General features: G+C 72.7%; 13 protein-coding genes. 9 read left to right on the top strand and 4 right to left on the bottom strand.

Annotation, left to right across the window (positions count from 1 at the left end; genetic code table 11):
• Positions 1-110: 110 nt before the first annotated feature.
• Entirely contained in the window at positions 111-1,385 is a 1,275-nt protein-coding gene (locus ACZ6ZN_RS18890; protein WP_469647583.1) for a DUF418 domain-containing protein, read from the bottom strand.
• A complete protein-coding gene (locus ACZ6ZN_RS18895; RefSeq protein WP_469647585.1) occupies positions 1,382-2,446 on the bottom strand; it encodes an alpha/beta hydrolase family protein in 1,065 nt (354 codons plus the stop codon). Before ACZ6ZN_RS18895 ends, ACZ6ZN_RS18890 begins: the two co-directional genes overlap by 4 nt.
• Positions 2,447-2,552: 106 nt before the next feature.
• Here ACZ6ZN_RS18895 and ACZ6ZN_RS18900 point away from each other — a divergent pair, with 106 nt between their 5' ends.
• The 3 genes from ACZ6ZN_RS18900 (at position 2,553) to ACZ6ZN_RS18910 (ending at position 5,618) form a co-directional block, all read left to right on the top strand.
• On the top strand, positions 2,553-3,230 hold the full coding sequence (locus ACZ6ZN_RS18900; RefSeq protein ID WP_469647587.1) for a GNAT family N-acetyltransferase: 678 nt from the start codon (positions 2,553-2,555) through the stop codon (positions 3,228-3,230).
• Positions 3,227-4,156: a PaaX family transcriptional regulator C-terminal domain-containing protein gene (locus tag ACZ6ZN_RS18905; RefSeq protein ID WP_469647589.1), complete on the top strand. Its 930-nt coding sequence runs from the start codon at positions 3,227-3,229 to the stop codon at positions 4,154-4,156. The genes ACZ6ZN_RS18900 and ACZ6ZN_RS18905 overlap by 4 nt, the downstream gene beginning before the upstream one ends.
• A 259-nt stretch (positions 4,157-4,415) precedes the next feature.
• A complete protein-coding gene (locus tag ACZ6ZN_RS18910; RefSeq protein WP_469647592.1) occupies positions 4,416-5,618 on the top strand; it encodes a heparin lyase I family protein in 1,203 nt (400 codons plus the stop codon).
• Between the two features lie 196 nt (positions 5,619-5,814).
• Here ACZ6ZN_RS18910 and ACZ6ZN_RS18915 read toward each other — a convergent pair whose 3' ends face one another.
• Positions 5,815-6,357: a TetR/AcrR family transcriptional regulator gene (locus ACZ6ZN_RS18915; protein WP_469647594.1), complete on the bottom strand. Its 543-nt coding sequence runs from the start codon at positions 6,355-6,357 to the stop codon at positions 5,815-5,817.
• 76 nt (positions 6,358-6,433) lie between these two features.
• On the opposite strand from ACZ6ZN_RS18915, the gene ACZ6ZN_RS18920 reads away from it, so the two are divergent.
• Genes ACZ6ZN_RS18920 through ACZ6ZN_RS18930 form a run of 3 tightly spaced genes read left to right on the top strand, consistent with a single transcriptional unit; the run spans position 6,434 to position 9,232 of the window.
• Positions 6,434-7,483, top strand: a complete 1,050-nt coding sequence (locus tag ACZ6ZN_RS18920) for an aldo/keto reductase (protein ID WP_469647596.1) — start codon at positions 6,434-6,436, stop codon at positions 7,481-7,483.
• The gene (locus ACZ6ZN_RS18925; RefSeq protein ID WP_469647598.1) at positions 7,480-8,199 is read left to right on the top strand and encodes a DUF998 domain-containing protein; all 720 of its coding nucleotides are present in this window, start codon (positions 7,480-7,482) and stop codon (positions 8,197-8,199) included. Before ACZ6ZN_RS18920 ends, ACZ6ZN_RS18925 begins: the two co-directional genes overlap by 4 nt.
• Positions 8,200-8,209: 10 nt before the next feature.
• Positions 8,210-9,232: an SDR family oxidoreductase gene (locus ACZ6ZN_RS18930; RefSeq protein ID WP_469647601.1), complete on the top strand. Its 1,023-nt coding sequence runs from the start codon at positions 8,210-8,212 to the stop codon at positions 9,230-9,232.
• Positions 9,233-9,238: 6 nt separating this feature from the next.
• On the opposite strand, the gene ACZ6ZN_RS18935 is transcribed toward ACZ6ZN_RS18930, so the two are convergent.
• Positions 9,239-10,393 (bottom strand): alkane 1-monooxygenase, encoded by a 1,155-nt coding sequence (locus tag ACZ6ZN_RS18935; RefSeq protein ID WP_469647604.1) that lies wholly within the window; start codon positions 10,391-10,393, stop codon positions 9,239-9,241.
• 194 nt (positions 10,394-10,587) lie between these two features.
• Between ACZ6ZN_RS18935 and ACZ6ZN_RS18940 the strand changes: the two genes are divergently transcribed.
• From ACZ6ZN_RS18940 to ACZ6ZN_RS18950, 3 genes are all read left to right on the top strand, one after another.
• Positions 10,588-11,220 carry a TetR/AcrR family transcriptional regulator gene (locus ACZ6ZN_RS18940; RefSeq protein WP_469647607.1) on the top strand — a complete coding sequence of 211 codons (633 nt, stop codon included), beginning with the start codon at positions 10,588-10,590 and terminating at the stop codon, positions 11,218-11,220.
• A 31-nt stretch (positions 11,221-11,251) separates the two neighbouring features.
• Positions 11,252-12,451 (top strand): serpin family protein, encoded by a 1,200-nt coding sequence (locus ACZ6ZN_RS18945; RefSeq protein WP_469647609.1) that lies wholly within the window; start codon positions 11,252-11,254, stop codon positions 12,449-12,451.
• Positions 12,452-12,552: 101 nt separating this feature from the next.
• The gene (locus tag ACZ6ZN_RS18950) at positions 12,553-13,467 is read left to right on the top strand and encodes an NADP-dependent oxidoreductase (RefSeq protein WP_469647612.1); all 915 of its coding nucleotides are present in this window, start codon (positions 12,553-12,555) and stop codon (positions 13,465-13,467) included.
• Positions 13,468-13,484: the final 17 nt, after the last annotated feature.

A 13,484-nucleotide genomic window follows, 5' to 3' on the forward strand; every position in this document is an offset into this window, starting at 1 on the left:
GTCTCCTCGACTGCGGATCCGGGCCCACCCTGCCGGGCGGACCGCGCGAGACGCTTGTCCCCCACCGTATGCCCCGACAGGGGCGGCCGACACGGTCCGGCCCGCCGGCCTCAGCCGTTCGTGCTCCGCCCCGGCAGCACCCGGCGGCCGGCTGGGGCGGCGCCGGACGTGCGCGTCCACGGCGGGAGCGCGAGGTGGGTCACGGCCCGGAGCAGCCATTCGGCCGGCCCGTAGAGATGCCGCCTCAGCCACCACCGGCACCAGGCAGCCTGGAGCCCGAACAGCGTCACGGCGACGACGGCGACCCCAGCCGGCGGCACCCTGCCGACGAGTGCGGCGCCATAGCCTGTGAACAGCAGCGCGCACACCAGTGACTGGGCCAGGTAGTTGGTCAGCGCCATGCGCCCGGCCGGGGCCAGCACCGCGGCCAGGGCCGGTCCGCGCCGACCGCTGCTCACGCGCAGAAGGGTCGCGGCGTAGGCGGCGGCGAGCAGAGGGGCTGTGATCACGTCCACGCCGAGAGCCAGGACCTCGTACTCCCCACCCGGCCGGGTCAGACCCGCGTGGGCGTAGACCAGGCCACCCGCCGCGCCCACGGTGAAACCCACCCACTGCAGTCGTCGCAGGGTGCGGTCGTGGCGGGCGAGGTCGTGCAGGACGCGGGCCCGGCCCGCGGCGAGTCCGAGCAGGAAGGCGGCCAGGGCGGCCGGCGCCTGGAAGAACACCAACAGCATGACCACGTCCGTCAGTTGCTCCAGATGCGCCGTGAGGACCGAGACGGCGTCACCGCGCAGCGCGTCGGTGGCCCGGGCCGCCCCGGCCGCCGCCGCTTCCTCGTCGACACCCGCTCCGCCCGCCGACCGTACGAGCGCCGCGAGGACCCCGTACGCGGCCGCCGTGCCGCCGAGCAGGGCCACGGCGGTCCACGCGGCGGTGCGAGGGCGCAGCCGGCGGGCCGCCAGGAGGAGGAGGCCGAGCACGGCGTACGTGGTGAGGATGTCGCCGGGGAACAGCAGCACGGCGTGCGCCGCGCCGAGCACGAACAACGCGGCCAGGCGTCTGAGGAAGCGCGGGACGAAGCGCGCGCCCGCGTGGTCGGCGGAGGTCAGCTGGAGGGTGAAGCTGTAGCCGAAGAGAAAGGAGAACAGCAGGAAGAACTTGGCCTCGAACAGCACGGTCACCAGCCAGCGGACCGTGGTGTTCAGCGGGCCGCCGGAGCCCGGGTCCTCCACACCGGTGCCGTGGTAGGCGGAGGCCAGATAGGTGATGTTCACCATCAGAATGCCGAACAGGGCGAAGCCGCGCAGCGTGTCGACCGTGGTCAGACGCGAGGGGCCCGGCCCCGGCTGCCCGGCACGACTGCCGGTGCCGAAAATGGCGTTCACGCCGCTCCCTCTCCCGCGCCGAGCCGCCGCAGGAAGCGGGTCTGACGGTCGAGGAACCCTGCCGCGTAGAGCTTCCGTGGAGCGAACACGGCGGTCGCGGTCAGCCGCAGCGACGAGCTCTCGATGTCGTGGTCGACCAGCGCGTGCGTGGCGTCGGGGTAGTGCGCGACGCGCAGCGTGGAGGCGGGAAGGATCTCGCGGTAGACGGCCTCGGTCTCCGCGACGTCCACGTTCACGTCGTGGCCGGCCAGGGCGAGCAGGACGGGGGTTCCCCTCATGGCGCGCAGGTCGGCGACCGCGTCGGAGGTGTGGTTCGCCGTGATGAAGCGCCACCGGCCGGGTGAGATGTCGGCGGAGTCACCGACCTCCGCGCGGTACTCCTCGTAGGACGCGCCCCGGCGCAGCAGGCGCAGAGTCGTCTCGCGGCGGCGCATCGCCTTCTCGACCTGGTGCCGGTCGGCACCGTCCCGGCGGAGTTCGGCGAGCAGGTTGTAGCGGCCCTGCCGGAGCCAGTTGACGGCAGGGGAGACGGCGATGACGAACCGTATGCCCCGGTCCCGTGCGGCGACCTTCGGCAGCACCCACCCGGCCTGGCTCGCTCCCCACAGCCCGATGCGGCGGCCGTCGACGTCGGGACGCTTGCGGGCCCAGGCGACCGCCGCGAGGGCCTCTTCGGCGCGGTCGTCCATGCTCTGTGCGAGCCAGTCGCCCTCCGACCCCGCCACGCCGGGTTTGCTGAACGACAGTGAGGCGTACCCCGCCCGTGCGAACGACTCCCACAAGGGCCGGTAGAAGGTGTCGTGCGTCGCGTCCACGGGGCCGTCCCCGTGCACGAACACCACCAGTCCGAACGGCCCGTCGCCTGCGGGCGGTCGAGCCAGCACCCCCTCCAGGCGGTGGCCGTCGTGCCGCAGCGTCACGTGTTCCTCGCGGAGGTCGTAGGTGTTCTGCCATATCGCGATCCCGCCCAGACCGCCTGCCACCAGCACGGCCCCCACCAGCACCCACCACAGGCCCCGCCGCCCGCGCCCCGCGCGGACCCCTCCCCGTCGCCTCAGCACCGACCCCACCACCAATCTATCGTTTGAGAAACGCTCGTATCGAGAATGAACGTACTACACTCGATAGAGTCAGGGTGCCGAGGACGACAGAGGGGAGCAGCCGCGCATGGAGCCGGTGAACCCGCAGGACCGCACGGCGGAGGACGGACGAGGCGGTGAGCGGCCGACCCCGCGGGTCGCGTGCCGACGCCAGGTGCCCGAAGGGGCCGAGAAGCAGGTGGCCGCGCTGTACTGGGAGGCGTTCGGCCGTAAACTCGGCTCGGCGCTCAACCCGCCCGACACCGGGCGGGCCTTCATCGCCGCACACCTGAACCGCGACCGGGGCGTGACCGCGCTCGCCGACGGCAAGGTGGTCGGGGTGGCCGGATACCAGCTCGGCGGGCGCGCGCTGACCGGCGGCGGTGTGCGGGACGTGGTGTCCACCTACGGCCTCTTCCGCGGCCTGCCCCGGGTCGCGGTGCTCGCCCTGTTCGAGCGCACGCCCCAGCAGGGCGAACTGGTCATGGACGGCATCGCGGTGGACGCGCGCCACCGGGGCGGCGGGATCGGCAGCCTGCTGCTGAAGGAGGTCGCCGCCGTCGCGGCGGACCACGGCTGCCGCCGCATCCGTCTGGACGTCATCGACACCAACCCCCGTGCCCGGGCCCTGTACGAACGGCACGGCTTCGTCGCCGGGCGCACCGAGCACACGCCCTATCTGCGCCGCCTGATGGGGTTCGGCGCCGTGACGACCATGTACCGCCCCGTCACCCGGGCCGACCGGACCGGCGGAGGTGCGCGATGACGGCCGCCGGCACCCCCGCCGCCGGTGCCCGCGACGACGGCCCTGCCCGGCCCGAGGTCCCCACCCGGCTGCTCGTGCACGCACTCGTGCGGGAGGACGGCACCGTCGACGCCGGCGAGCTGTACGACGTCGCGGGCCTGCTGGGCATGACCGACCAGCAGGTGCGGCTGTGCGTCAAACGCCTGGTCGCCGACGGCCGGTTCACCCAGGACGGGCGCGGACGCAAAGCCGTGCTGCGGGCCGTGGCCGACCCCACCGGCGCCCTCGCCCCGGACGCGGAGTACGTGCGGCACGCCTACCGGCAGGACGCCGGGCAAGCCCCCTGGGACGGTGTGTGGCACCTGTTCGCCTTCGCCATCCCCGAATCGCGGCGCACCACCCGGGACGCCCTGCGCGACACGCTCCTCCACCTCGGCGCGGCCCCCCTCCAGGGCGGCCTCTACGTCACCGCCAACCCGGTTGCCGACATCGTCGAGGCCCACGCCCGCCACCTGGGCGTCCTGGACTCCTTGACCTTCCTCACGAGTACCGACCTGCGCATCGGCACCCTCACCGATCCGGCATCCCTGGCCGCCGGGCTGTGGCCCCTGGAGGAGATCGCCGCCCGCTACGAACGGCTCGGCGCCTTCGCGCGGCACTGTCTGGCCGGACTGGACGCGCCGCAACCGGCCGACGCTGCCGGGCGCGTGTCCGCCGGACGCCTGGCCATGGCCGTGGAACTCGCGGCCGAGTTCACCGCGGCCGTGCGCCCCGACCCGCTGCTCCCCCCGGAGCTGCTGCCCCAGCCGTGGCCCGGCACCCAGGCACGCCGCCTCACCGCCGACTGCTGGCAACGCCTGTCCCGGCCCGGTCCCGACGGACCGGAGGGACTGCGCCTGTTCCGGCTCTACGGCGACACCCTCGGCGCCGCGCCCGAGGCGTCCTGACGGCGAGACGCATGGAACGCGAGTGGGCGGTCCGGGCACACCGCACCACCGGCTGTCCACACGGCAGCGCGCACTGCGTACGGCCATCGGTGTCGGCGGTGTCGGCCATCCGTCGGTGGTGCGCGTCGAGGTCCGGATGCTCCGCGCGCCCCGGGGCCGGCCCTTGCCCGCGTCTCCGGCCGGGGGAAGAGTCGGGGGCCGTCATCGGACGGCGCGCATCCGCGGCCGTCCGCTCAGCGTCCCCGAGAGGAGTCGCACCATGCAACGATCACGCCCGAGAGCCTGGCTCCTGGCCGTCGTCATGTCCGTGCTGACCGCGACACTGGCGTTGTCGCCCGCGCAGCCCGCGGCGGCCGACCCCGCGGGAGTCCTGCGCACCCTCGACTGGGAACAGGCGGCCGACCGCACGCTCCCCACCACCGCGCCGCCCAACTTTCTGAAGCAGTGGGGCACTTCGTACGGCGCCACCAACGTCACCGGCCCTACACGCGACGGCTCCCACGGTGCCCGTTTCGAGCTGCGCAAGACCGACCCGGTCGTCTCCGGCAGCAAACGCGCGGAGATATCGCAGCGCGACGAGCAGCCGGCGAACGCCGAGCGCTGGTACGGCTTCAGCATCAACCTGGCGTCGAGCTGGGCCTATGACACCTCGGCCGAGATCGTGAGCCAGTGGCACCAGTGCGACGTCGGCTGCCCGGGCGGCTCGCCGCCCCTGGCGCTCCTGACCGACGAAGGGCGCTGGAAGATCGACTTCCGCGGCCAGTTCCTCGATCTGGGGGCGTACAGCACCGGAGTCTGGGTGGACTGGGTCTTCCACGTCACCTGGCGCACCGACAGCAGCGGCGTGCTCCAGGTCTGGAAGAACGGCGAACGGGTCGTGAACCGCACCGGCGCCACCCACGACGGCGGCCCGCGCTCGCCCTACTTCAAGTTCGGCATCTACAAGTGGGACTGGAACACCGGAGCCCCGTCCAGCACCACCCAGCGCGTGCTGCACTACGACGCCCTGCGCCTGGGCGACGAGCGGGCCGTGCACAAGGACGTCGCACCGCAGCGGACCTGCGCCCGGGCCGTACCGGTGACGGCGGCGACCGCCACCACCCACGAACCGGCGAACCCGCCCGCCCAGGCCGTCGACGGTGACCTGACGACCCGCTGGTCCGGCCAGGGCTTCGGCGCGGCACTGATCCTGGACACCGGCACGCAACGCCACCTGTGCGGCGCGACGGTGGCCTGGCACCGCGGCGACCTGCGGTGGAACGACTACACCATCCACGCCTCGCAGGACGGCGTCTCGTACACCAAGGTGTGGGAAGGCCGCAGTTCGGGGACGACCACCGCGCCCGAGACCGTCCTGTTCACCACCGGACCTCTGGACGTCCGCTATCTGAAGATCTCCTTCTGGGCGAACCCGGAGAACGACTGGGCGAGCATCACGGAGACGGGCCCTCTGGGTCTCTGACCGGCCCGCCCGCGTCCCCATGGTGCGCGACCGGCCCCGCCCCGCACCCCCCGCCCCCGCACGGCACCTGCCCCGCACGGCACCCGCCCCGCACGGCTCCCGTCCCGTGCGGGGCGCTGCCGCGGGAACTTCTCGCCCGGACTCGCCGAGCACCCCCGCGCCGTCGGCGCCGACCGGCCGCTGCCGGAACCGCTCGTCAGTGCTGCGACTCTGCTCGCAGGCCGTCGAGGATGAGCGCGAGCATGCGGGGAGCCCGGTCCTCGGGGGCGGAGGCGGCGCGCCACAGAGCGCCGGTGAGCTGGAGGAAGTCACCGGGGTCGGCGTCGGTCCGGATGCTCGCGTCCTTCTTCCCGGCGTCGAGGAGCTCGGAGATCGCGGCGATCACCGGGCCGTAGCTCTGCTCGCTGATCGCCTGGTGCGCGCCCGGCCCGAGGGCATCGCCGAGGCCGTGCTTCCTGCGCATGGCCTCGACCAGGTCGAGCGTCCAGGTGCGCAGCGCGTCCAGCGGCGGCATCTGCGCCAGGAGATCGGGCACGGCGCCGACGATGCGGGTGACCTCGTCCTGGTAGACGGCCAGCACCAGCGCCTCGCGGGTGGGGAAGTTGCGGTACAGGGTGCCCGGGCCGACCCCGGCCCGCTGGGCGATCTGGTTCATCGACGTGCTGCCGTCCTCGGACAGCGCCTCGCGTGCGGCAGCGAGGATGCGCGCCCTGTTCTCACGGGCGTCCGAACGGACCACGAGACCTCCCCTTGCTAAGTGGAGAGCTCTCCACTACGGTATTCGGAGAGCTCTCCACTTACTTTAGAGGGGCGTCATGCACTACATCAAGCTCGGCACCACCGGCCTCGACGTGTCACCCATCGCCATCGGCGCCATGACCTACGGCGACCCCGACCGCGGGCACCCCGTCTGGTCGAAGGGCGAGGAAGAGGCCCGGCCGCTCATCAGGCACGCGCTCGAGGCGGGGATCAACTTCTTCGACACCGCGAACATGTACTCCAACGGCTCCAGCGAGGAGATCCTCGGCCGCGCGCTCGGCGCGTACGCCGACCGCGACGCCGTGGTGATCGCCACCAAGCTGCGTCACCCGATACGGCTCGGGCCGAACGGACGAGGCCTGTCGCGCAAGGCGATCATGACCGAGGTCGAGCACTCCCTGCGCCGACTCGGCACGGACTACATCGACCTCTACCAGATCCACCGCAACGACCACTCCACCCCGTGGGAGGAGACACTCGAGGCTCTGAGCGACCTGGTGAAGGCGGGCAAGGTCCGCTACCTGGGCGCCTCGTCCATGCACGCATGGGAGTTCGCCAAGGCCCTCCACCTGCAGAGGCAGAACGGCTGGGCGCGGTTCGTGTCGATGCAGGACCACTACAACCTCCTCGCCCGCGAGGAGGAGCGGGAGATGATCCCCCTCTGCCTGGACGAAGGCGTCGGCACCCTCGTCTGGTCCCCGCTGGCCCGCGGCCGCCTCGCCCGTGCCTGGGACGACGCCCGCTCGACCAGCCGCTCCGAGACGGACGGCGCCTACGCCGACCTGCTCTACTCGCCCGCGCAGGAGGCATCCAACAAGGCGATCATCGACGCGGTCGGTCAGGTGGCACAGGCGCACGGCGTGAGCCGCGCACAGATCGCGCTCGCCTGGCTGCGCAGCCGGCCCGTCGTCACCGCACCCCTGGTCGGCGCGGGCTCCGTCCGGCAGATCGACGAGGCCGTCGCCTCCCTCGACATCGCACTCACCGACGACGAGGTCCGCGCCCTGGAAGCTCCGTACACCCCGCGCCACGACTGGCAGGGCGTCTCGGACGAAGCCGAACTCGAGGCCATCCGCCGGCGCGTACCCGGCATGTCCCTGCGATGAACCCCGTCGTCCGCTCCGGGCCGTCCGCCCGGGCCGGCGGCCTGCTCATCCTGCTGGGCCCGCTGGTGTCCTGGTCGGCCGAGTTCGCCACCGCCGCCGCATGGCGGGACCCGCCGTACTCGCCGTTCCGCAACTGGGTCAGCCACCTCGGCCTCACCGGACCGCCGCAGACCGCCTTCGGGCAACGCGCCCACTCGCCGCTCGGCGCCCTCATGGACACCGGCTGGCTCGTCTACGGCATCCTCCTGATCGCCGGCGCGTTCCTCGTCTTCGACCTGCGCAGGGGCGCCCGTCCGATCGCCCTCGTGGCGCTCGCCGTCCTCGCCGGCGCGGGGGTCTGCCTCGTCGGCGTCTTCCAGGGCTCCGACGCCAACGTCGACAACGGCCTGATCGTCTTCCACACCCTCGGGGCGCAGACGGTCATGCTCGCCGGCAACGTCATGGCGATCGTCGCCGGAGCCGGCGGCGCGCGCATCGGGCTGAGCAGGCGCCGGTCGCTCGCGAGCATCGCCCTCGGCGCCGCCGGGCTGATCGCCTTCCCGCTCTTCATGGCCGACGCCCTCACCGGCTGGATGTGGAACATCGGCATGCTCGAACGCGCCGTCATCTACCCGATCATGATCGGCCACGCCCTCCTTGGAAGCGCCGTGGCCGCCGCCCCACCCCACCCCGTCGCACCCCCACCCACCATCCGCCGCGCACGCACCACCAGTTGAGGAGAGACACATGACACGGGTACTGGTCACGGGAGGAACCGGCTTCATCGGCAGCTGGTGCATCCTGGCCCTGCTCGACGCCGGCCACACCGTCCGCACCACCGTCCGTGACCTACGCCGCGAGCCGGCCCTGCGCTCCTGGCTGCACGGAGCGGCCCCCTTCGACGACGACCGCCTCACCGCCGTACGCGCCGACCTCCAGCAGGCCGACGGGTGGGACGCCGCCGTCGCCGACTGCGAGCACGTCCTCCACGTCGCCTCACCCACCCTGCGCCACACCCCCGCCACCGACGACGACCTGGTCGTCCCGGCCCGGGAGGGGGTTCTGCGGGTCCTGCGTGCCGCACGCGACGCCGGCGTCCGCCGCACCGTTCTGACCAGCGCCTTCGGCGCCGTCGGTATCGGGCACCCGCCGCGCTCGACCCCGTTCACGGAGGAGGACTGGACCGACGTCGACGCCGACATCCCGCCCTACCAGCGGTCCAAGACCCTCGCCGAGCGGGCCGCCTGGCAGTTCATCGCCGAGGAGGGCGGAGGCATGGAGCTGGCCGCCGTACACCCCGTGGGCGTCTTCGGGCCCCTCCTCGGCTCGGACGACCCGCCCTCCCTGCGTCTGGTGCGCCGGATGCTCGAAGGGAAGATGCCCGCCTGCCCGCCCTTCGGCATGGGCTACGTCGACGTCCGCGACGTCGCCGACCTGCATCTGCGCGCCATGACCGACCCGGCCGCCGCCGGTGAACGCTTCCTCGCGGTCGCGGGACCGAGCCTTCGCGTGGTCGACATCGCCCGCATCCTGCACGAGCGCCTCGGCGAACGCGCCGCACACGTGCCCAGGCGCGAGCTGCCCGTCTGGCTCACCCGGGGCCTCGCCGCCGTGAACCCCGAACTGCGCCTGCTCAGGCACCAACTCGGCCGCGACCTCGACGCCTCCGGCGCCAAGGCGGAGAAGCTCCTCGGCTGGAGCGCGCGCCCCATCGAGGACACGATCGCGGACACCGCCGAAAGCCTCCTCGCCCACGGCATCGGCAACTGACCGCCCCTAGGCGGTCCGGGCCGTGTTCGGCAGGCCGGGGGAGGGGCGGACGTTCGCCTTGGACAGGTCGCCGGCGTAGTGCCGGTGCAGCCGGGGGTCCATGATGCGGCGCCACAGCGGTGGGAACCACGCCACGACGATCATCGTCGTGTAGCCGGAGGGCAGTTGGGGCGCCTCCTCGAAGTGCCTCAGCGTCTGGTAGCGCCGCAACGGATTGGCGTGGTGGTCGGAGTGGCGCTGCAACTGGAAGAGGAACAGGTTGCTCACCGTGTTGTTGCTGTTCCAGCTGTGACGGGGCGAGACGCGTTCGTAGCGGCCGTCCGGGCGGCGTTGGCGCAACAGCCCGTAGTGCTCCAGGTAGTTGACGGTCTCCAGGAGGCCGAAGCCGAGTACCGCCTGGAGAAGCAGGTACGGCAGGACGGTCCAGCCGAAGGACATGGTCAGCCCGGCGAACAGCGCCACGGTCAGCGCCCAGGACGTGAGGACGTCGTTGTGGAGGCTCCAGCGTCGTCGGTTGCGGCGCTGGAGCCGTCGGCTCTCCAGGATCCAGGCCGAACGCAGGCTTCCCGCCACCGCCCGCGGCAGGAAGCGCCAGAAGCTCTCGCCCATCCTCGAACTCGCCGGGTCCTCGGGCGTGGCGACCCGGATGTGATGGCCGTGGTTGTGTTCGACGTAGAAGTGCCCGTAGCCGCTCTGCGCCAACGCCATGCGGCTCAGCCGCCGTTCCAGCCGCTCCCGCTTGTGGCCCAGCTCGTGGGCGGTGTTGATCGCCACCCCGGCCACGACCCCGGTGGTCGCGGCCAGCCCGAGGCACTCCGCCACCGACAGTCCACCCCCGGCCCACCGCCCGCAGGCCCAGACGAGGGCACCGAACTGCAACGGCAGATAGAGGAACGTGCACCAGCGGTAGTACCGGTCGGCCTCCAGAGCCTTCATGACCTCCTCGGGCGGATTGGCGCTGTCCCTGCCCGTGAGGTGGTCGATCACCGGCAGCAGGACGAAGGCGAAGACCGGCCCCCACCACCACAGCGCCCCGACGCCGGTCAGGGCGACCAGACCGCCCGCCTGGAACGGCAACGTGGGCACGGCAAGGGCGAGCAGCCACAGATACCGCTTCGGATCACGCCACCGCTGGACCTCTTGTCCCCGACGATGCGGCACGACACCTCCTGGTGAGCACGGTGCGCCCCCGCCTTCCCGCGGGCCGGCGGGGGCGCACCTCCTTGGGGGGAGCACCGAGCGTGCCAAGCGGCCGGACCACTGACAAGGGAGGTCACGGTGTCAACGTTCTGACTGCCCGTCAGATGCCCGGCGCCGCGCCGCACCCGCCCCGGCGGCCCTGACAGACTCGGGCCATGGCGGCACACGGACACGCGACGACACCCCACGACAGCGGAACGCCGGCGCCCGATCCGCCGCGGGTCGCCTGGCGCAAGGAGATGAGGCAACGGGTCCTGGACGCCGCACGCGACCTGACGTGCGACTCGGGCTGGGACGGGGTGAGCCTGTCGGCTGTCGCCGCCGCGGCGGAGGTGTCCCGTCCGTCCGTCTACAAGGAGTTCGGCAACAGGGCCGGTCTCGGTCGTGCCCTCGTCGTCAGGGAGACCCAGGCGTTCCTGGACAGCGTGGCAGCGGTCCTCCGGCCGGGGCTCCCGGACACCCGCGCCGCGCTGGAAGCGGCGATCCGCTTCGTCCTCACCGAGGCCCACCGCAACCCCCTGGTGCGGGCCGTCGTCCTGGCCGCGCGGGAGGGCTCCGACAGCCTGCTGCCGTACCTCACCGCACGCGCCGACCCGGTCTTCGACGTGGCGCAGGACCTGCTGCGCGCCTGGCTCAGGGAGCGTTTCCCCGTACAGGACGAGGCGCTCGTCGGCGTCGCCGCGGACATCGCGGTGCGGATGACCCTCAGCCACCTCGTCCTACCGGGCGGAGACGTCCAGGAGACGGCGGAGCGCCTCGCCCTGGCGATACTGAAGGTGCTGCGCTGAACGTCGTGGGCGCAGGGATGAGGGGGGTGGCATGGGACTCGCGACCACGGTCCGCGCGGTGAACGGGCTGACCGCGCGGTGGGCCGATGTCTCGGACGGCGGCACGGTGTTCTCGGCGGCGGGGGTGTGGCCGCTGCTGGCTCACCTGGCCGACGGGGCGGAGGGCCGGGCACGGGCGGAGCTGTCCGAGGCGCTGGGACTGGACGCCGGACAGGCCCCGGCCGCCGCACGCGAGTTGCTGGCGGCGATGGGCGCCATACGGGGGCTGGAGACGGCTGTGGGGCTGTGGACGCGGCGCACGCTGGAGTTGAAGGCCCCCTGGGAGGACAGCCTTCCGGCCGACGCTCACGGGGTGCTCACCGGCGACCTCGGCGTCGATCGACTGGCTCTGGACGCCTGGACGGTGAAGCGGACCGGTGGCCTGATCGACCGCATGCCGGTCGGGTTGACCGAAGACACACAGCTGGTGCTGGCGAGCGCACTGACCCTGCGTACGCGGTGGCTGAGCCCGTTCGACGAAACGGAACTGGAAACGGCGTACGAGCCCTGGGCCACCACGCCGCGGCTGGCGCTGCGGCGCACCAGCGCCGTGCTCGACCGGGTCGGAGTGGCGGACACACCCGGCGGGCACGTCACCGAGCTGAGGGTGCTGGGGAACAACGCCCTGGACGTGCATCTGCTGCTCGGTGAAGAGGCCATGCGGCCGGGGCAGGTGCTGCGCGCCGGGGTCGACATGCTCGCCCGCCGGTACGCGGTCGTGCGGGGGCCGCAGTTGCCCCTGGGGTCCGTGGGTCCGGGCCTGACGGTCGAGAAGGTGCGCTGCGCGCGGCCGGAGCCGCCGTCGCTGGAGGTGACGACCGTGGCGTACGACATGAGTGCGCGCCACGACCTGCTGGAGCTGCACCGGTTGTTCGGGCTCACGACGGCGCGGGACACCTCGCGCGGGCACTTCCCCGGCATCAGCGACTTCCCGCTCGCCGTGGAGTCGGCCCAGCAGAGCACGATGGCGAGGTTCAACGCGTCGGGCTTCGAGGCCGCGGCGGTGACGGCGTTCGGCGAGGCCGGCGGGGGCCTTCCCGCCCTTCGCTACGTCACCACCCGGATCCTCGCCGCCTTCGACCGGCCCTTCGGCTTCCTCGCCGTGCATCGTCACACGGGACTGGTGCTGACGGCGGGCTGGGTCACCGATCCCCTGCCGTCGCCGGAGTGGGACGGCGAGACCGGCTGGTGAGCCCTCGCGGAAAATACTTGGCTGGCCACATAAACGGTGCTACGTTTATGTGGTCGGCCACAGAATGTGGCCGGCGCGGCTTCCCGTGAAGGAGAGCAGTCATGAAGGCCATCGTTTTCGACACGTTCGGCGGCACCGAGGTCCTGCACGAGGCGGAGATCGACACCCCCCGGCCCGGCCCCGGCCAGGTCCGCGTGCGGGTGCGCGCTGTCGGGGTCAACCCGGTGGACGGCAAGATCCGCTCCGGCGGCATGGAGGCCATCTTCCCGACCACGCTGCCCGCCGTGCCCGGCGGGGAGATCGCCGGTGTGGTCGACGCGGTGGGCGAGGGCGTCGAGCACCTGAAGGCGGGGGACGAGTTGCTGGGCTGGTCCGACACGGGCTCCTACGCGGAGTACGCCCTGGCGTCCGCCGCCGTCCTGGCGCCCAAGCCGGCCGGTCTGGACTGGAAGCACGCCGCCGCCCTGCCGGTGGCCAGTGACGGCGCGGAACGGGTGCTGGACCTGCTCGACGTCGGTTCCGGTGAGACGCTGCTGATCCATGGCGCATCCGGCGCGCTCGGCACCATCGCCGTCCAGCTGGCCGTCGCCCGCGGCGCCCGTGTCATCGGCACCGCCGGACCCGCCAACCAGGAGTACGTCGCCTCGCTCGGCGCGACCGCGCTGGTCTACGGCGACCACCTGGTCGAGCGGGTCCGTGACATCGCCCCCGAAGGGGTGGACGCGGTGTTCGACGCCGCCGGCAAGGGCGCGCTGGAGGACTCCATCACCCTGCGCGGTGGCACCGACCGGATCGTCACCACCGCCGACTTCCGCGCCGCCGAACTCGGCATCGTCTTCGCCGTGGGCCCCCAGCGCCGCTCCGCCGCCCGTCTCGCCGAACTCGCCCGGCAGGCCGCGGACGGCACACTGGTCACCACGATCAGCGCCGCCTACCCGCTCGCGGAGGCGGCCAAGGCCCAGCAGGCCAGCGACGCGGGCCACAGCCGAGGCAAGATCGTCCTCACCGTCGACTGAACCGTCACCCCACCCCC

Source organism: Streptomyces sp. NPDC053665 (assembly GCF_055585285.1).